This window comes from Mycobacterium sp. PSTR-4-N (genome assembly GCF_022348085.1).
GTDB lineage: Bacteria > Actinomycetota > Actinomycetes > Mycobacteriales > Mycobacteriaceae > Mycobacterium.
In genome coordinates this window covers 24,291-41,867 of record NZ_JAKRFN010000002.1, presented here as the reverse complement: position 1 = coordinate 41,867, position 17,577 = coordinate 24,291, and the positions used below count along the sequence as shown (strand labels likewise).

Genomic DNA, 17,577 nt, shown 5'->3' with positions numbered 1-17,577 from the left:
TGGTGACTTCAGTTTTCCAACCCTCGCCCGCCACCGCAGACCTGCCCCGCACCGTCGGCGAGCTGCGCGCCTCCGGGCATCAGGAGCGCAGCGTCAAGGCCGAGATCCGGGAGAACCTGCTGGCCGCGCTGAGCTCAGGCGCAACCGCCGAACAGATCTGGCCGGGCATCCTCGGCTTCGACGACACCGTCATCCCGCAGCTGGAACGCGCTCTGATCGCCGGCCACGACATGGTGCTGCTGGGCGAACGCGGGCAGGGTAAGACCCGTCTGCTGCGCGCGCTGAGCGGACTGCTCGACGAGTGGACGCCGGTGATCGCCGGCGCGGAACTGGGCGAGCACCCGTACAGCCCCATCACCCCGGAGTCGATCCGGCGGGCCGCCGATTCCGGTGACGACCTGCCGATCGCGTGGCGGCACCGCAGCGAGCGGTACACCGAGAAGCTCGCCACCCCCGACACCAGCGTGGCCGATCTGGTCGGCGACATCGACCCGATCAAGGTGGCCGAGGGGCGCAGCCTCGGCGACCCCGAGACCATCGCCTACGGGCTGATCCCGCGGGCGCACCGCGGCATCGTCGCGGTCAACGAGCTGCCCGACCTCGCCGAGCGCATCCAGGTCGCGATGCTCAACGTGATGGAGGAGCGCGACATCCAGGTCCGGGGCTACACGCTACGGCTGCCGCTCGACGTCCTGGTCGTCGCGAGCGCCAACCCGGAGGACTACACGAACCGCGGCCGCATCATCACCCCGCTCAAGGACCGCTTCGGCGCAGAAATCCGCACGCACTACCCGCTCGAGCTCGACGCCGAGGTCGGCGTCATCACCCAGGAAGCGCACCTGGCCGCCGAGGTGCCGCCCTACCTGATGGCGATCCTCGCCCGGTTCGCGCGCGCCCTGCGCGAATCGACCGCGATCGACCAGCGCTCCGGCGTCTCGGCGCGGTTCGCGATCGCCGCGGCGGAGACCGTCGCCGCCTCCGCGCGGCACCGGGCCGCGCTGCTCGGCGAACAGGACCCGGTGGCGCGGGTGGTCGACCTCGGCACCGTGATCGACGTGCTGCGCGGCAAGCTGGAATTCGAGTCCGGCGAAGAGGGCCGAGAGCAGGCGGTACTCGAACACCTGCTGCGGCGCGCCACGGCCGAGACTGCGCAGCGGCTGCTCGGCGGTATCGACGTCGGACCGATCGTCACCGCGGTCGAGAACGGCTCGCCGGTCACGACGGGGGAGCGGGTGTCGGCGCGCGAGGTGCTCGCCGCACTGCCCGAGGTGCCCGCCGTCGCGGAGATCCAGCGCCGCCTCGAGGCGTCGACGGAAGGTCAACGGGCGGCGGCGATCGAGCTCGCGCTCGAGGCGCTGTACCTCGCCAAGCGGATCGACAAGGTGTCCGGAGAAGGCGAAACCATCTATGGCTAAACATTTCTCGCGGTATTCGCGATACACCGGCGGGCCGGACCCGCTGGCGCCTCCGGTGGATCTGCGCGAGGCGCTGGAAGCCATCGGCCAGGACGTGATGGAGGGCACGTCGCCGCGGCGTGCACTGCAGGAACTGCTGCGTCGCGGGTCGAAGAACATGCCCGGTGCCGACAAACTGGCCGCCGAGGCGAACCGTCGGCGCCGGGAACTGTTGCAGCGCAACAACCTCGACGGCACGCTGGCCGACATCAAGAAATTGCTCGACGAGGCGGTGCTCGCCGAGCGCAAAGAACTGGCGCGTGCGCTCGACGACGACGCGAGGTTCGGTGAGCTGCAACTGGACTCGCTGTCACCGTCGCCGGCCAAGGCCGTCCAGGAGCTCTCCGAGTACGACTGGCGCTCCCCCGAGGCCAGGCAGAAGTACGAGCAGATCAAAGACCTCATGGGCCGCGAGATGCTGGATCAGCGTTTCGCGGGCATGAAAGAAGCACTGGAGAACGCGACCGACCAGGATCGCCAGCGCGTCAACGACATGCTCGACGACCTCAACGACCTGCTGGACAAGCACGCCAAGGGCGAGGACAGCCAGCAGGACTTCGAGAACTTCATGGCCAAGCACGGCGAGTTCTTCCCGGAGAATCCCCGTGACATCGACGAGCTGCTCGACTCGCTGGCCAAACGGGCGGCGGCCGCGCAGCGCTTCCGCAACAGCCTGTCCGAGCAGCAGCGTGCCGAGCTCGACTCGCTGGCGCAGCAGGCGTTCGGCTCCCCGTCGCTGATGAACGCGCTGGACCGGCTCGACGCGCATTTGCAGGCCGCCCGACCGGGGGAGGACTGGAACGGCTCCGAGCGCTTCTCCGGCGACGACCCGCTCGGCATGGGCGAGGGCGCGCAGGCCCTGGCCGACATCGCCGAGCTCGAGCAACTCGCCGAGCAGCTCTCCCAGAGCTATTCGGGCGCCACGATGGACGACGTCGACCTCGACATGCTCGCCCGCCAGCTCGGCGACGAAGCCGCCGTGAACGCGCGCACCCTGGCCGAACTAGAACGCGCGCTGATGAACCAGGGCTTTCTCGACCGCGGTGCCGACGGGCAGTGGCGACTGTCGCCCAAGGCGATGCGCCAGCTCGGGCAGACCGCGCTTCGCGATGTGGCTCAACAGCTTTCGGGCCGCCACGGTGAGCGCGACACCCGGCGTGCCGGTGCCGCCGGTGAGCTGACCGGCGCGACGAGGCCGTGGCAGTTCGGCGACACCGAGCCGTGGAACGTGACGCGGACGCTCACCAACGCCGTCTTGCGGGAGGCAGGTACCGGTGAGCGCACCGGCGCGATCAGCATCACCGTCGACGACGTCGAGATCTCCGAGACCGAGACCCGCACCCAGGCCGCCGTCGCGCTGCTCGTCGACACGTCGTTCTCGATGGTGATGGAGGGCCGCTGGCTGCCGATGAAGCAGACCGCGCTGGCGCTGAACCACCTCGTCAGCACCCGCTTCCGTTCCGACGCGCTGCAGATCGTCGCGTTCGGCCGCTACGCGCGCACGGTGACGGCCGCCGAACTGACTGGTCTGGAAGGCGTCTACGAGCAGGGCACCAACCTGCACCACGCGCTTGCGCTGGCGACCCGGCACCTGCGCAGACACCCGAACGCACAGCCGGTCGTCCTCGTCGTCACCGACGGCGAGCCGACAGCCCATCTCGAGGATTTCGATCGAGATGGACGTTCTGCTGTCTTTTTTGACTACCCACCGCATCCCCGCACGATCGCCCACACCGTGAAGGGGTTCGACGAGGTCGCCAAGTTGGGCGCGCAGGTGACGATCTTCCGGCTCGGTAGCGACCCCGGTCTGGCGAGGTTCATCGATCAGGTGGCGCGGCGCGTGGGTGGCCGGGTCGTGGTTCCGGACCTCGACGGGCTCGGCGCCGCAGTGGTCGGCGACTACCTCGGGTCGAAGCGGCGACGCTAGTCCCGCCGATCCGACGTGGCGCTCAGGCCGACTTACGCTTCTTCCGCTTGACCGTGACGCTGCCCCATAGAGCGAACCCGGAGATCCGCACGCAGGGCGCACCGGGGGCGCCTTCCCCGTCGATGCTGTGGTCGAAGCTGCCCATCACCGACACGCCGCGCAGGTCGACGTTCACCTCCGGCGGCACCAGGATGGTCTGGCCACCCATGATCGTGTACGTCCGGATCTCGACGTCGTGCGCGGTGAAATCGGCGTACCGCAGATCGACGACGCCGCCGCCCCAGAACGCGAACGTGGTCAGCCGCTTCGGCACGTTCCACCGGCCACGCCGTTCGTAGCCCGACAGGATCGCCAGCAGGGTGCTCGACGGGGCGGGACGGCAGGTGCCGCTGCGCCCGCGCGTGATCGCCCCGGGCAGATCCGCCGACAGCCGATCCAGTTCGTCGCAGGTCTGAGCCGCGTACGCCCGGGCCAGCCTGGCTTCGTACTCCGTGACGCCGATCGTGCCCGACGCCGCCGCATCGGTCAGCAACTGTGCGACCTGGATGCGATCGGTGTCGGCAGCGCGCATCGAGCGGCTCCGCGACGCGGGGCTGCTCATCGGGGCCTCCTGCTACGTCCGCACATCGCCCCCAGGTTACGACGATCAGCGATACATGCAAGGTCCGTGGCCAAACTGTGAGCTGTCAGCCGATCCAGCGGGGCTTGCGTTTCTCCAGGAAGGCGAGCATGCCCTCGCGGGCTTCGTCGGAGACGAACAGCGCCGCCGAACGTTGCGTCAGCGCTTCGGCCCGTCGATCGAAGTCCTCGAGGATCGCGGCAGTGGTCAGCGCCTTGGATTCGGCCAGGCCCTGCGGTGAGGCCTGCGCGATCGCAGCCGTCAGGTCGTCGACGGAGGCGGCCACGTCCGTGGCCGCCAGCGTGACCAGACCCATCTGTGCGGCTTCCGCCGCGCCGAACTTCTCGCCCGTGACGAAGTAACGGCCGGCGGCGCGTGCGGTCATCTTCGGAAGCAACGTCAGGGAGATGATCGACGGAGCCACCCCGATGCGGGCCTCGGTCAGCGCGAACGTGCTGGCCGTGCCGGCCACCACGATGTCGCAGGCGCCGATCAGCCCGAGCCCGCCCGCGCGGACATGGCCGTCGACGGCCGCGATGACCGGACGCGGGCAGGTCAGGATGCGGCGCAGCAACTGCGTCATCTCCCGCGCCCGATCGACGGCCAGCTCGGAGGGATCCCGGCCGGCCGCCTCGGCGAGGTCGGCCCCCGCGCAGAACGTCCCGCCCGTGTGACCGAGCACGACGACCCGTACGTCAGGGTCGGCCGACGCGCGTTCCAACCCCTCCTGCACCTGCGCGACCAGCGCAGTCGACAGCGCGTTGCGGTTGTGCGGTGAATCGAGCGTCAGCCGGACCACCGCGCCGTCGCGCTCGTAGGTCACCAGCATCAGTAGGACCGGGGGAGCCCGAGCGACGTCTGCGCGATGAAATTGAGCACCATCTCACGGCTGACCGGCGCGATGCGGGCCAGCCTCGACGCGGTCAGCACCGACGCGATGCCGTACTCCTTGGTCAGACCGTTACCGCCGAGGCACTGCACCGCCTGGTCGACGGCGCGCACCGACGCTTCACCGGCGGCGTACTTGGCCATGTTCGCCGCCTCGGCCGCGCCCACGTCGTCACCCGAGTCGTACAGGCTGGCGGCCTTCTGCATCATCAGCTTGGCCAGTTCGACCTCGATGTGGTTCTGCGCGAGCGGGTGGGACAACCCCTGATGCGCGCCGATCGGCGTCTTCCACACCTGCCGGGTCTTGACGTAGTCGACCGCCTTGTCGATCGCGAAGCGACCCATCCCGACCGCGCTCGCGGCACCCATGATGCGCTCGGGATTGAGCCCGGCGAACAGCTGCGCGATGGCGGCGTCCTCGGATCCGACGAGCGCATCGGCCGGCAGCCGAACCTCGTCGAGGAACACCTGGAACTGGAACTCGGGGCTGACGATCTCCATCGGGATCTTGGTGAACGTGAAGCCGGGGGTGTCGGTCGGCACGACGAACAGCGCGGGCTTCAAGTTGCCCGTCTTGTGGTCGGCCGTGCGACCCACGACGAGCACGGCCTGCGCCTGGTCGACGCCGGAGATGTAGACCTTCTGGCCGGACAGGATCCAGTCGCTGCCGTCCCGGCGCGCCGTGGTGGTGATGCGGTGCGAGTTGGAGCCGGCATCGGGTTCGGTGATCGCGAACGCCATCGTGATCGTGCCGTCGGCGATGCCGGGCAGCCAGCGCTGCTTCTGCTCGTCGGTGCCGTACTTGGCGATGATCGTCCCGTTGATCGCGGGCGAGACCACCATCATCAGCAGCGCCGACCCCGCCGCGGCCATCTCTTCCATGACCAGGCTCAGCTCGTACATGCCGGCCCCGCCGCCGCCGTACTCCTCGGGCAGGTTCACCCCGATGAAGCCGAGGCGGCCTGCCTCGGCCCACAGCTCGTCGGTGTGCTGGCCGGCGCGGGCTTTCTCCAGGTAGTAGTCCTGCCCGTAGTTGGCGGCCATCGCGCCCACCGCCTTGCGCAGGGCCTGCTGTTCCTCGGTCTCCACGAATCCGGTCATGACGCCTCTCCTGAATCGACGCGCGCCAGTACGGCGCCCACTTCCACCTGCGTTCCCGCGGTGACGTTGAGTTCGGCCAACACTCCGTCGGCCGGCGCAGCGATGGTGTGTTCCATCTTCATCGCCTCCAGCCACACCAGCGGTTGGCCCGCGGTGACGGTGTCGCCGACGGCGGCACCCACCCGCAGCACCGAGCCCGGCATCGGCGCGAGCAGCGAACCGTGTGCCACGGCGTCGGCCGGGTCCGGGAACCGCGGTCGCGCCGTCAGGTGCACCGCCGCGGTGGGGGAGTCGACGTACACGTCATCACCGAGGGGGCCGTAGCGGGCGACGGTGAACGGACGGTCCACCCCCGCGACGGCGAGCACGATCGTCTCGGGTGTCGCCGTGACCAGCGTGACGTCGTCGCGATCGGCGACACGGACGCCGTCGCGGGTAACGCGGTAGGCGACGTCGTGCGTGCCGCCCTCGTCATCGACGTAGCTCTTGGTCTGCCAACCCGACGCGAGATTGCGCCACCCGCTCGGAATGCCTGCGAAAACCGTTGCGGTACTGCGATTGTGAGCGGCATCGGCCAACGCCGCAGCGATCGCCGACAGCCCGATCGTTGCGTCGTCGGCCACCGGGGCGGCGAGCTCGGTGAGGCCGTGGGTGTCGAAGAACGCCGTGTCGGTGGCGCCGGTCATGAACGCGGGGTGGCGCAGCACATTGACCAGGAGGTCACGGTTGGTGCGCACACCGTGCAGCCGGGTGCGGGTCAGCGCGTCGGCCAGCAGCGCGGCGGCGCGGTCCCGGGTGGGCGCCCAGGAGATGACCTTGGCGATCATCGGGTCGTAGAACACCGAGATCACCGAGCCGTCGCCCACCCCGGAGTCCAGACGCACCCCCGCCCGGTCGAGCAGCTCGAAATGCACGACTGCCGTGGGCACGTCGAATCGGTGCACGGTGCCGGCCTGCGGCTGCCAGTTCTTGGCGGGGTCTTCGGCGTAGAGCCGTGCCTCGATCGACGAGCCGGAGGACGCGGGTGGGTGCGCGTCCAGCGGCGCACCGTCGGCGACTGCCAGCTGCAACTCCACCAGGTCCACACCCGACGTGAGTTCGGTGACGGGGTGTTCCACCTGCAGGCGGGTGTTCATCTCGAGGAAGAAGAAGTCTCCCCCATCAGAGGCCATGAACTCGACGGTGCCGGCGCCTGTGTATCCGATCGCGGTGGCGGCCAGCCGGGCCGCCTCGAACAGCTTGTCCCGCATGCCCGGAGTGCGTTCCACCAACGGGGAGGGCGCCTCTTCGATGATCTTCTGATGACGGCGCTGGATCGAGCACTCCCGCTCGCCGACCGCCCACACCGTGCCGTGCATGTCGGCCATCACCTGCACCTCGACATGATGCCCGGCGTCGAGGTAGCGCTCGCAGAACACCGTCGGGTCGCCGAACGCCGACTCTGCCTCGCGTTGCGCGGCCTCGACCTGCCCGGGCAGCTCGCCGAGTTCGCGGACCACGCGCATGCCGCGGCCCCCGCCGCCGGCCGAGGCCTTGATCAGTACCGGCAGCATGTCGGCGGTCACCGTGTCGGGGTCGAGCTCGTCGAGCACCGGAACACCGGCAGCGGCCATCATCTTCTTGGCTTCGATCTTGGAGCCCATCGCGGCCACCGCGGCCACGGGCGGTCCGATCCACGTCAGGCCCGCGTCGATCACGGCGGCCGCGAAGTCGGGGTTCTCCGAAAGGAATCCGTACCCGGGGTGGACGGCGTCGGCGCCCGCGGCCCGCGCGGCTGCGATCAGTTGGGCGGTGTCAAGGTACCCACGGGTGCCCTCGAGGCGCACCCGGACGTCGGCTTCGGCGACGTGCGGTGCCGCTGCGTCAGGATCGGTGTAGACCGCGACGGTGCCGATGCCCAACCGCCGACAGGTGGCGAACACCCGACGGGCGATCTCGCCACGGTTGGCGACCAGAACGCGAGTGATCATCGTTACCCTTTGCTCTTCGCGCATGCGCTCATCGGCCGGCCGCTCACATCCGGAAGACGCCGAAGTTCGACGTCCCCTCGATCGGTGCGCTGGCGATCGCCGACAGGCACATGCCCAACACGGTGCGGGTGTCCCGCGGATCGATGACGCCGTCGTCGTAGAGCCGGCCCGACAGGAACATCGGCAGCGACTCGGCGTCGATCTGCGCCTCCACGGCCGCGCGCAGTGCGGCATCGGCGGCCTCGTCCACCTGCTGACCGCGAGCCTGCGCCGCAGCTCGGCTGACGATCGACAGCACACCTGCCAACTGGGTGCCGCCCATCACGGCCGACTTCGCGCTCGGCCAGGCGAACAGGAACCGGGGGTCGTACGCGCGCCCGCACATGCCGTAATGGCCGGCACCGTAGGACGCCCCGATCAGCAGCGACAGGTGCGGGACGGTCGAATTGGAGACGGCGTTGATCATCATCGATCCGTGCTTGATCATGCCGCCCTCCTCGTACGCCTTTCCGACCATGTATCCGGTTGTGTTGTGCAGGAACAGAAGTGGTGTGTTCGAGCGGTTGGCCAGCTGGATGAACTGTGTGGCCTTCTGCGACTCTTCGCTGAACAGCACACCGCGCGCGTTGGCGAGGATGCCGAGCGGAAAGCCGTGCAGCGTGGCCCACCCGGTCACCAGTGAGCCGCCGTAGAGCGGTTTGAACTCGTCGAACTCCGAACCGTCGACGATGCGCGCGATCACCTCGCGCGGATCGAATGGGATGCGCAGATCCGGCGGCACGATGCCGAGCAGTTCCTCGGATTCGAACAGGGGCTCGATGTACGGCTTCGGCGCCGGGCCCTGCTTGTGCCAGTTGAGCCGCGCGACGATGCGCCGGCCGATGCGCATCGCATCCAGTTCGTCGACGGCGAAGTAGTCCGCGAGACCCGATGTGCGGGCGTGCATCTCGGCACCGCCGAGGGACTCGTCGTCGGACTCCTCCCCGGTCGCCATCTTGACCAGGGGAGGGCCGGCCAGGAACACCTTGGATCGGTCCTTGATCATCACGACGTGATCGCTCATCCCGGGGATGTAGGCGCCGCCCGCGGTCGAGTTGCCGAACACCAAGGCGATCGTCGGGATACCGGCCGCCGAGAGCCGGGTCAGGTCGCGGAACATCTGCCCGCCGGGAATGAAGATCTCTTTCTGCGTGGGAAGGTCCGCGCCACCGGACTCCACCAGGGAGATCACCGGCAGCCGGTTTTCCAGGGCGATCTGGTTGCCGCGCAGTATTTTCCGCAACGTCCACGGATTACTGGTGCCGCCCTTGACGGTGGGGTCGTTGGAGACGATCAGGCATTCGACGCCCTCGACCGCGCCGATCCCGATGACGACGCTCGCGCCGACGGTGAAGTCGCTGCCCCACGCGGCCAGTGGGCTCAGCTCGAGGAACGGGGAGTCGGGGTCGATGAGCGCTTCGATCCGTTCGCGCGCGGTCATCTTGCCGCGGGCGTGGTGGCGGCTGACGTATTTCTCGCCACCGCCGGCCAGCGCCTTGGCATGCTCGGCGTCGAGCTCGGCCAGCTTGATCGCCATCGCGTCGGCGGCCTCGCGGTAGGCGGGGGAGCGCGGGTCCAGTGTCGAACGGAGCGTCACGCCTGGAAGCCCAGCGACTTGGCGGCCAGCGAGGTCAGGATCTCGGTGGTGCCACCACCGATGCCGAGGATGCGCATGTCGCGATACTGGCGTTCGATCTCCGATTCCGCCATGTAGCCCATACCGCCGAACAGCTGCACCGCTTGATTGGCCACCCACTCTCCCGTCTCGACGGCGGTGTTCTTCGCGAAGCACACCTCGGTGATGAGGTTGTGGTCGCCGGCGATCTGGCGTTCCACCACGTGGCGGGTGTAGACCCGCGCGATGTCGATGCGCCGCGCCATCTCGGCCAGCGTGTTCTGCACCGACTGCCGCGCGATCAGCGGCTTGCCGAAGGTCTCGCGATTGCGGCACCACTCGACGGTGAGGTCGAGGCACCGCTGCGCGCTGGCGTAGGCCTGCGCGGCGAGGCCGACACGTTCGGACACGAACGCGGCGGCGATCTGGAAGAAGCCGCTGTTCTCGGCGCCGATGAGGTTGGCGACGGGGACGCGCACGTCGGTGTAGGACAGTTCGGCGGTGTCCGAGGAACGCCAGCCCATCTTGTCGAGCTTGCGGCTCACCTCGAAACCGGGCGTTCCTTTGTCGACGACGATCAGCGACACCCCCGCGGCTCCCGGCCCGCCGGTACGCGCCGCGGTGACGACGAAGTCGGCGCGCACCCCGGAGGTGATGTAGGTCTTGGCGCCGTTGATGACGAACTCGTCGCCTTCCCGGACGGCGCGCGTGGTCAGGTGCCCGACGTCCGAGCCGCCGCCCGGTTCGGTGATCGCCAGCGAGCCGATCTTCTCGCCGCGCAACGTCGGTCGCACGTAGGTGTCGATGAGGTGCTCGTCGCCGGAGGCGATGATGTGGGGGACCGCGATACCGCAGGTGAACAGCGAGGCGAACACTCCGCCGGGTGCCCCTGACTGGTGCATCTCCTCGCAGATGATCAGCGCGTCGCCGCCGTCACCGCCCTCGCCGCCGGCTGTCTCGGGGAAGCCGGCGCCCAGTAGCCCGGCCTGGGCGGCCTTGCGGTGCAGGTCGCGGGGGAGCTCTCCGATGCGCTCCCATTCGTCGACATGGGGCAGGACTTCGCGTTCGGCGAAGGCGCGCACCGTCTTTCGCAGATCTTCCCGCTCCGGTGTGGTCCAGATGCTCACGACAGAAACTCCTCGGGGATGTCGATGGTTCGGCTGCGCAGCCATTCGCCCAGCCCTTTGGCCTGGGGATCGAAACGCGCCGCGGACGCGACGCCTTGACCCAGGATGTCCTCGATCACGAAGTTCACGGCGCGCAGGTTGGGTAGCAGGTGTCGGGTCACCGGCAGCTCGGCGGCCTCGGGGAGCAGCTCGCGCAGCTTCTCGACGGTCAACGCGGACGCCAGCCATCGCCACTGTTCGTCGGTCCGCACCCACACCCCGACGTTGGCGCTGCCGCCCTTGTCGCCGCTTCGCGCTCCGGCGATGGTGCCCAGCGGTACCCGCCGTGTCGGACCGTCGGCGCTCCACTGCGGTGGCTCGCCGTCGGGGACCGCTTCCAGGGCACGGGTCTGTGCGGCGGGTGCGATGTCGACGCGGGTGCCGTCCGGATGCACCGCCAAATGCGGCACCTGCTCGGCGGGAACGTGACCGGCGGTGAACACGCCATAGACCTGGCCGTCCCCGGGTGGCGTGGTGCTCGTGAACCCGGGATAACTGGCCAACGCCAATTCGACTGCGGCGGAGGAGAATCGGCGGCCGACCGCGGCAGCGTCGGGGTCGCGCGCGACACAGCTCAACAGGGCGCTGGCGGTTTGTTCGGTGTCGGCGTCGGCGTGGTCGGTGCGGGCGAGTGACCACTGCATCTCGGCCGGCCGGACCGTCAGATTCGCCTCCAGCTGACGACGTACGAGCGCAGCCTTGGCCTCGATGTCGAGACCGGTCAGTACGAACGTCATCTCGTTGCGGAACCCGCCGAGGCTGTTGAGGCTGACCTTCAGGGTCGGCGGTGGTGGCTCTCCGGTGACGCCGCTGACACGGACCCGGTCCGGTCCGTCGTCGGTCAGCGTGATCGAGTCGACCCGCAGGGTGGCGTCGGGGTTGGCGTAGCGGGCGCCGCCGATCTCGTAGAGCAGCTGGGCGGTGACCGTGCCGACGGTGACGGCGCCGGCCGTGCCCGGATGCTTGGTGATGACCGACGAGCCGTCGGCGTGGATCTCGGCGATCGGGAAGCCCGGATGGGTCAGGTCGTCGATCTCGGTGAAGAAGGAGTAGTTGCCGCCGGTGGCTTGGGTGCCGCATTCGATGATGTGGCCCGCGGCGATCGCACCGGCGATGTGGTCGAGGTCGTCGCGCTGCCACCCGAAATGCGCCGCGGCCGGCCCGACGATCACCGACGCGTCGGTGACGCGGCCCGTCACCACGACATCCGCGCGCGCCTTCAAGCAGTCGGCGATGCCCCACGCGCCCAGGTAGGCGTTCGCGGTCAGCGGACGGCCGAGTCCGAGCTCCTCGGTACGCGGGAGCAGGTCGTCGCCCTCGACGTGGGCGACGGCGACGGTGATCTGCAGGCGCTCGGCCAGGTCGCGGACGGCGGTGGCCAGGCCCGCGGGGTTCAGGCCGCCTGCGTTGGCGACGATGCGCACACCGCGGTCCACCGCCAGGCCCAGGCACTGCTCGAGCTGGCGCAGGAACGTCTTGGCATAGCCGCGATCGGGATCCTTCATGCGGTCGCGGCCCAGGATGAGCATGGTCAGCTCGGCCAGGTAGTCGCCGGTCAGGTAGTCGAGATCGCCGCCGCTGAGCATCTCGTGCATCGCCGAGAGCCGGTCGCCGTAGAAGCCCGAGCAGTTGCCGATCCGCACGGGATCGCGGTCCGACACCGGCGTCACGCAGTCTCCCGTCGCTCCGGCGGGCTGAGCGCCCAACCAACCGGTAGGTTAGCGGCTACCGGCGGTAGCACGTCAAGACCCGACCGCGTGTCGCTCGCGGCCGAACATCCTTCGAGATCGGTCGAGTTTGGAGCCCGTCCAGCTCACCGGCTATCCTGGGGACCAATTGCCCGCGTCCGGTTCGCCCAGGCTCGCAGGCAGTACTGGTTCACGTCCGTGGGTTGCACCGATGGACACCCCGAAACAGATGGAGCTCGATCATGGCTGTCCCGAAGCGCAGGATGTCGCGTGCGAACACCCGGAGCCGGCGCGCGCAGTGGAAGGCCACGGCTACCGGACTCGTCAACGTGAGCGTCGCAGGTCAGCAGCGCAAGGTGCCGCGCCGCCTGCTCAAGGCCGCGCGCTTGGGTCTGATCGATCTGGACCGCCGCTAACCACGCGGTCGCGTACCGGAAACATTCAGGTTTCGTCGGCGCGGCTCTCAGCACTCTCTCAGACACGGGGTCGAGACTGTGGCGGTGCGCATACTCGTCGTCGATGATGACCGCGCGGTCCGCGAATCGCTGCGCCGCTCCCTGTCTTTCAACGGCTACTCCGTGGAGCTGGCCCAGGACGGCCGCGAAGCGCTCGATCTGATCGCCACCGATCGCCCCGATGCTGTGGTGCTCGATGTGATGATGCCTCGCCTCGACGGGCTCGAGGTGTGCCGCCAGCTCCGCAGCACCGGTGACGATCTGCCGATCCTCGTGCTGACGGCCCGCGATTCCGTGTCCGAACGGGTGGCCGGTCTCGACGCCGGCGCCGACGACTACCTTCCGAAGCCGTTCGCCCTCGAAGAATTGCTGGCGCGCATGCGGGCGCTGCTGCGCCGCACCACGCTCGACGATTCGAGCGAATCGGCCGCGCTGACGTTCGCGGATCTCTCGCTCGACCCGGTGACCCGCGAGGTCACCCGCGGCGAGCGGCAGATCAGTCTCACGCGTACCGAGTTCGCGTTGCTCGAGATGCTGATCGCCAATCCGCGCAGGGTGTTGACGCGCAGCCGCATTCTCGAAGAGGTGTGGGGCTTCGACTTCCCGACGTCGGGCAATGCGCTCGAGGTGTACGTCGGCTATCTGCGCCGCAAGACCGAGGCCGAGGGAGAGCCGCGCCTCATCCACACCGTGCGGGGCGTCGGCTATGTCCTGCGGGAGACGCCGCCCTGATGCAGCCGCACCCCGACGTCGCGTGGCCGGGCCAGTATCACCAGCCACCGGCCGGCAGTTCGGTGTCGCTGCGCTGGCGCGTGATGCTGCTGGCGATGTCCATGGTGCTGATGGCCGTCGTGCTGATGGGTGTCGCGGTGTATGCGGTGATGGCGCAGACCCTGTATCAGGACATCGACAACCAGCTGACGTCGCGAGCCGACATGCTGCAGGAGAGCGGATCGCTGACCGTCGATCCCGGCAAGATCATCGAAGGCACGGCGTATTCCGACATCAAGGCGATGTTCGTGATCCCTGGCCGCGCCATCTACGCGGCCAATCAAGACGGGCAGATCCCGGCCCTCGGCGATGTCGAGAAGGATGTGATCGCCGGCAGGCAGCCGTATTCGCTGCGCACCGTGAGCCACAGCCGCCTACTGGCCCGGCACTTCGACAACGGCACCACCCTGTTGCTGTGGAAGAGTCTCTCTCCGACCGGCCAGGCCCTGAAAAACCTCGGCACCGTGCTCCTTTCCGTCGGTGGGATCGGGGTGGCGATCGCCGCCATCGCCGGCGGCATGGTGGCCAGCGCCGGCTTGCGGCCCGTTCGCCGGCTCACCCAGGCCGCCGAACGCGTGGCCCGCACCGATGACCTGCGGCCCATTCCCGTCGTCGGCCACGACGAACTGGCCAGGCTCACCGAGGCGTTCAACATGATGTTGCGCGCGCTCGCCGAATCACGCGATCGCCAGGCCAGGCTGGTCACGGACGCAGGACACGAGCTGCGCACGCCGCTGACCTCTCTGCGCACCAACGTCGAACTGCTGATGGCGTCGATGCGGCCGGGTGCCCCGCGCATCCCGGAAGACGAGATGGCCGACCTGCAAGCCGACGTCATGGGGCAGATCGAGGAATTGTCCACGCTGGTCGGTGATCTGGTCGACCTCACCCGCGAGGATGCCGGCCGGGTGGTGCACGAGATCGTCGATATCGCCGACGTCATCGATCGCTCGCTGGAGCGGGTTCGCCGCCGCCGCAACGACATCGAGTTCGACGTGGCCGTCACGCCCTGGCAGGTGTACGGCGATGCGGCCGGGCTCGGGCGTGCTGTTCTCAATCTGCTCGACAACGCGGCCAAGTGGAGTCCGCCGGGCGGTCGCGTCGGGGTCCGGCTCAGGCAGATCGACGCCCATCACGCAGCCCTGGTGGTGTCGGACAACGGGCCGGGAATCCCCGCGAACGAACGAGATCTCGTGTTCGAGCGGTTCTACCGCTCCACCGCGGCCCGCGCGATGCCCGGGTCCGGGCTCGGGCTGGCGATCGTCAAGCAGGTGGTTTCCAAACACGGCGGCACGCTGCTGGTCACCGACACCGTCGACGGCGGGGATCCGCCGGGAACGTCGATGCACATGGTGCTGCCCGGTCGAGCGCCGATTCCTGCGGAGATCACGGAGACACGCGCTGAGTCATCCCCGCGGTGACGCGTGTCACCAGCGACGATGGTTCCATGGCCGCGACAGAATCTGGGCGTGTACCGAAGGGACTCTCAGGGCACTCTCAGCCCGGCTGGGCACTCTTGACTCACGCACTTCGTTGGTGAAGCACCACCCCTACTCGAGGAAGACACCGCAGCGACATGACCAACCATCCGAGGTACTCACCGGGGCCGCATCCGGGTCAGCAGCCCGGCATGGCGGGCCAGGCGCCGCACGGTCAGGTCGGCGCTGCGCGCTCCGGATCCCATGAGCAGCAACCCGGCTGGGACTGGCGGTATGCGACGGAGCAGCAGCGGCAGGCGTACCGCTCTCCCTACGATCCCTACGCCGGGGCGCCGATGCCGAACCCGTACCCGCGTCCCGGTTTCCCGCCGGCTGCGCCGGCTCCCAAGAAGCGTTCTCGGGCAACGGGTCTCGCCACAGGAGCCGTGGTCATCGCGATCGTCTCCGCAGGAATCGGCGGTGGTGTCGCGACGCTCGTGCACCCGGCCCACAACTCCACGGGTTTCAGCGCATCGGGCGCCGCCCCGAGTCAGCCGGCCGCCAGCGTGCCCACCGGTTCCGTGGAGCAGGTCGCGGCAAAGGTCGTGCCGAGCGTGGTCAAGCTCGAAGTGAACGAGGGCCGCCAGTCCGAGGAGGGCTCCGGCGTCATCCTGTCCACCGACGGGCTGATCCTGACCAACAACCACGTGGTCGCCGCGGCGGCCGGCCCCGGCGGCGGCCCGGAGACCAAGGTCACCTTCTCCGACGGCCGTAACGTGCCGTTCGACATCGTGGGCACCGATCCCGGTAGCGACATCGCCGTGGTGCGTGCCAAGGGTGTCTCCGGCCTGACGCCGATCGCCATCGGATCGTCTGCCAACCTGCGGGTCGGCCAGGACGTCGTCGCGATCGGATCACCGCTGGGCCTGGAAGGCACGGTGACCACGGGCATCATCAGCGCGTTGAATCGCCCGGTCGCCGCCGGCGGTGATGCCCAGAACCAGAACACCGTGCTCGACGCCATCCAGACCGATGCCGCGATCAACCCCGGCAACTCGGGCGGCGCCCTGGTCAACATGAACGGTGAGCTGGTCGGCATCAACTCCGCCATCGCCACCATGGGTGCCGATTCGGGTGCAGCCCAGGGCGGCTCGATCGGCCTGGGGTTCGCGATCCCGGTCGACCAGGCCAAGCGGATCGCCGACGAGCTGATCCAGACCGGCAGCGCGTCGCGCGCCTCGCTCGGCGTGCAGGTGGGCAACAACGCCGGCGGGGACGGCGCCAAGATCGTCGAGGTCACGCCGAACGGTGCGGCATCCTCCGCGGGTCTCCCCGCCGGGGTGACGGTGACCAAGCTCGACGACCGGGTGATCGACAGCGCTGACGCGCTCGTCGCCGCGGTGCGGTCCAAGGCACCCGGCGACAAGGTGACGCTGACCTATCTGGATCCCTCCGGCCGGCCGCAAACGGTCGACGTGACCTTGGGTAAGGCGGCACAGTGAGGGTGGTTCAGGGTCCGCCGCGGCCCACCCTTCGAGTGGCTGCGACGTTGTCCGTGCCGACATATACGGTTGTGCCCATGGAACAGCCCCACACGTTGGTCGGCCGGGCCCTCGTCGTCGTCGTCGACGACCGTACGGCGCACGGCGACGAGGAGGACCACAGCGGGCCTCTGGTCACGGAACTGCTGGGTGAGGCCGGATTCGTCGTCGACGGCGTCATCGTGGTGTCCTCCGACGAGGTCGAGATCCGCAACGCGTTGAACACGGCCGTCATCGGCGGCGTGGATCTCGTGGTCTCGGTCGGCGGCACCGGCGTCACCCCGCGCGACGTCACCCCCGAGGCCACCCGCGATCTGCTCGACCGGGAGCTTCTCGGCATCGCCGAGGCGCTGCGCGCATCGGGCCTGGCGGCGGGCACCGCGGACGCCGGGCTGTCTCGTGGCCTCGCCGGCGTGTCCGGCAGCACCCTGGTGGTGAACCTCGCCGGGTCACGGGCCGCGGTCCGCGACGGTATGGCCACCCTCGGGCCACTGGCCGCGCACATCATCGCGCAGCTATCCAGTTTGGAGATCTAATCGCCATGGGCTGGCAGCAGCTAGTCCGCACGCGGGCCGGAGGAGCTTCCTCTCCGGCCCGCGTTCTCGTATGCGTCCCGCATGCGCTACCTGCAGTGTTAACGGAAGGTGAACGGCAGTCGCGACCGCACTGTGATCTTTGTCACACAGGGTGGGCTCAATGACCGAACAACCCCGGCCATCTCGAGATGTAGTTAACAAGGTGTTCGGTGAGACATTGCCCGAGATGCCGACCGGTGAGCGCGATCCCGACCACGCCAGAGACGACGACGATCGTGATCGGTGGTTGCGCGACAACATTCCGCCCCATCACAGCGATCACGGCTGACCTGTAGGTTCACCACAGCCGCAGTACAGGAAGCTGGTGTAACGCACGCGCCGCGAGTTAC

The 17,577-nt window shown here is 68.9% G+C and carries 15 protein-coding genes; 8 read left to right on the top strand and 7 right to left on the bottom strand.

Features of this window, described 5'->3' with window-relative positions; genetic code table 11:
• The first annotated feature begins 2 nt into the window (after positions 1 to 2).
• Together MHN84_RS03490 and MHN84_RS03485 are read left to right on the top strand one after the other, a co-directional pair.
• Positions 3 to 1,415: a sigma 54-interacting transcriptional regulator gene (locus MHN84_RS03490; RefSeq protein WP_241203250.1), complete on the top strand. Its 1,413-nt coding sequence runs from the start codon at positions 3 to 5 to the stop codon at positions 1,413 to 1,415.
• Entirely contained in the window at positions 1,408 to 3,381 is a 1,974-nt protein-coding gene (locus MHN84_RS03485) for a VWA domain-containing protein (RefSeq protein ID WP_241203249.1), read from the top strand. Before MHN84_RS03490 ends, MHN84_RS03485 begins: the two co-directional genes overlap by 8 nt.
• A gap of 22 nt (positions 3,382 to 3,403) precedes the next feature.
• Here the strand turns inward: MHN84_RS03485 and MHN84_RS03480 are convergent, their stop codons facing one another.
• The 7 genes from MHN84_RS03480 to MHN84_RS03450 form a co-directional block, all read right to left on the bottom strand.
• Positions 3,404 to 3,982: a DUF1707 domain-containing protein gene (locus MHN84_RS03480; RefSeq protein ID WP_241203248.1), complete on the bottom strand. Its 579-nt coding sequence runs from the start codon at positions 3,980 to 3,982 to the stop codon at positions 3,404 to 3,406.
• Positions 3,983 to 4,067: 85 nt separating this feature from the next.
• Entirely contained in the window at positions 4,068 to 4,829 is a 762-nt protein-coding gene (locus tag MHN84_RS03475) for an enoyl-CoA hydratase family protein (RefSeq protein ID WP_241203247.1), read from the bottom strand.
• Positions 4,829 to 5,989 (bottom strand): acyl-CoA dehydrogenase family protein, encoded by a 1,161-nt coding sequence (locus tag MHN84_RS03470; RefSeq protein WP_241203246.1) that lies wholly within the window; start codon positions 5,987 to 5,989, stop codon positions 4,829 to 4,831. The genes MHN84_RS03475 and MHN84_RS03470 overlap by 1 nt, the downstream gene beginning before the upstream one ends.
• Positions 5,986 to 7,959 (bottom strand): biotin carboxylase N-terminal domain-containing protein, encoded by a 1,974-nt coding sequence (locus MHN84_RS03465; protein WP_241203245.1) that lies wholly within the window; start codon positions 7,957 to 7,959, stop codon positions 5,986 to 5,988. The genes MHN84_RS03470 and MHN84_RS03465 overlap by 4 nt, the downstream gene beginning before the upstream one ends.
• 43 nt (positions 7,960 to 8,002) lie before the next feature.
• A complete protein-coding gene (locus MHN84_RS03460; protein WP_374238306.1) occupies positions 8,003 to 9,595 on the bottom strand; it encodes an acyl-CoA carboxylase subunit beta in 1,593 nt (530 codons plus the stop codon).
• Positions 9,592 to 10,740, bottom strand: coding sequence for an acyl-CoA dehydrogenase family protein (locus MHN84_RS03455; protein ID WP_241203244.1), 1,149 nt, complete (start codon positions 10,738 to 10,740; stop codon positions 9,592 to 9,594). The genes MHN84_RS03460 and MHN84_RS03455 overlap by 4 nt, the downstream gene beginning before the upstream one ends.
• Positions 10,737 to 12,422, bottom strand: coding sequence for an acyclic terpene utilization AtuA family protein (locus MHN84_RS03450; RefSeq protein ID WP_241203534.1), 1,686 nt, complete (start codon positions 12,420 to 12,422; stop codon positions 10,737 to 10,739). The genes MHN84_RS03455 and MHN84_RS03450 overlap by 4 nt, the downstream gene beginning before the upstream one ends.
• 287 nt (positions 12,423 to 12,709) lie before the next feature.
• On the opposite strand from MHN84_RS03450, the gene rpmF reads away from it, so the two are divergent.
• The 6 genes from rpmF to MHN84_RS03420 all read left to right on the top strand — a co-directional run bounded on the left by rpmF (position 12,710) and on the right by MHN84_RS03420 (position 17,516).
• Complete coding sequence (rpmF, locus tag MHN84_RS03445) at positions 12,710 to 12,883, top strand: 50S ribosomal protein L32 (RefSeq protein WP_241203243.1); 174 nt, start codon at positions 12,710 to 12,712, stop codon at positions 12,881 to 12,883.
• An 84-nt stretch (positions 12,884 to 12,967) separates the two neighbouring features.
• The gene (locus MHN84_RS03440) at positions 12,968 to 13,654 is read left to right on the top strand and encodes a response regulator transcription factor (protein ID WP_221356181.1); all 687 of its coding nucleotides are present in this window, start codon (positions 12,968 to 12,970) and stop codon (positions 13,652 to 13,654) included.
• The gene (locus tag MHN84_RS03435) at positions 13,654 to 15,114 is read left to right on the top strand and encodes a HAMP domain-containing sensor histidine kinase (protein ID WP_241203242.1); all 1,461 of its coding nucleotides are present in this window, start codon (positions 13,654 to 13,656) and stop codon (positions 15,112 to 15,114) included. The genes MHN84_RS03440 and MHN84_RS03435 overlap by 1 nt, the downstream gene beginning before the upstream one ends.
• 155 nt (positions 15,115 to 15,269) lie before the next feature.
• Entirely contained in the window at positions 15,270 to 16,613 is a 1,344-nt protein-coding gene (locus tag MHN84_RS03430; protein WP_241203241.1) for a S1C family serine protease, read from the top strand.
• A 77-nt stretch (positions 16,614 to 16,690) separates the two neighbouring features.
• On the top strand, positions 16,691 to 17,188 hold the full coding sequence (locus MHN84_RS03425; RefSeq protein ID WP_241203240.1) for a molybdenum cofactor biosynthesis protein B: 498 nt from the start codon (positions 16,691 to 16,693) through the stop codon (positions 17,186 to 17,188).
• Positions 17,189 to 17,348: 160 nt separating this feature from the next.
• A complete protein-coding gene (locus tag MHN84_RS03420; protein WP_241203239.1) occupies positions 17,349 to 17,516 on the top strand; it encodes a hypothetical protein in 168 nt (55 codons plus the stop codon).
• Positions 17,517 to 17,577: the final 61 nt, after the last annotated feature.

Excerpts from the sequence above, each read along its gene's own strand:
- MHN84_RS03475 (WP_241203247.1), bottom strand. The coding sequence starts at position 4,829 with ATGCTGGTGACCTACGAGCGCGACGGCGCGGTGGTCCGGCTGACGCTC.
- MHN84_RS03480 (WP_241203248.1), bottom strand. The coding sequence starts at position 3,982 with ATGAGCAGCCCCGCGTCGCGGAGCCGCTCGATGCGCGCTGCCGACACC.
- MHN84_RS03470 (WP_241203246.1), bottom strand. The coding sequence starts at position 5,989 with ATGACCGGATTCGTGGAGACCGAGGAACAGCAGGCCCTGCGCAAGGCG.
- MHN84_RS03425 (WP_241203240.1), top strand. The coding sequence starts at position 16,691 with ATGGAACAGCCCCACACGTTGGTCGGCCGGGCCCTCGTCGTCGTCGTC.
- MHN84_RS03420 (WP_241203239.1), top strand. The coding sequence starts at position 17,349 with ATGACCGAACAACCCCGGCCATCTCGAGATGTAGTTAACAAGGTGTTC.
- MHN84_RS03430 (WP_241203241.1), top strand. The coding sequence starts at position 15,270 with ATGACCAACCATCCGAGGTACTCACCGGGGCCGCATCCGGGTCAGCAG.
- MHN84_RS03485 (WP_241203249.1), top strand. The coding sequence starts at position 1,408 with ATGGCTAAACATTTCTCGCGGTATTCGCGATACACCGGCGGGCCGGAC.
- rpmF (WP_241203243.1), top strand. The coding sequence starts at position 12,710 with ATGGCTGTCCCGAAGCGCAGGATGTCGCGTGCGAACACCCGGAGCCGG.
- MHN84_RS03465 (WP_241203245.1), bottom strand. The coding sequence starts at position 7,959 with ATGATCACTCGCGTTCTGGTCGCCAACCGTGGCGAGATCGCCCGTCGG.
- MHN84_RS03435 (WP_241203242.1), top strand. The coding sequence starts at position 13,654 with ATGCAGCCGCACCCCGACGTCGCGTGGCCGGGCCAGTATCACCAGCCA.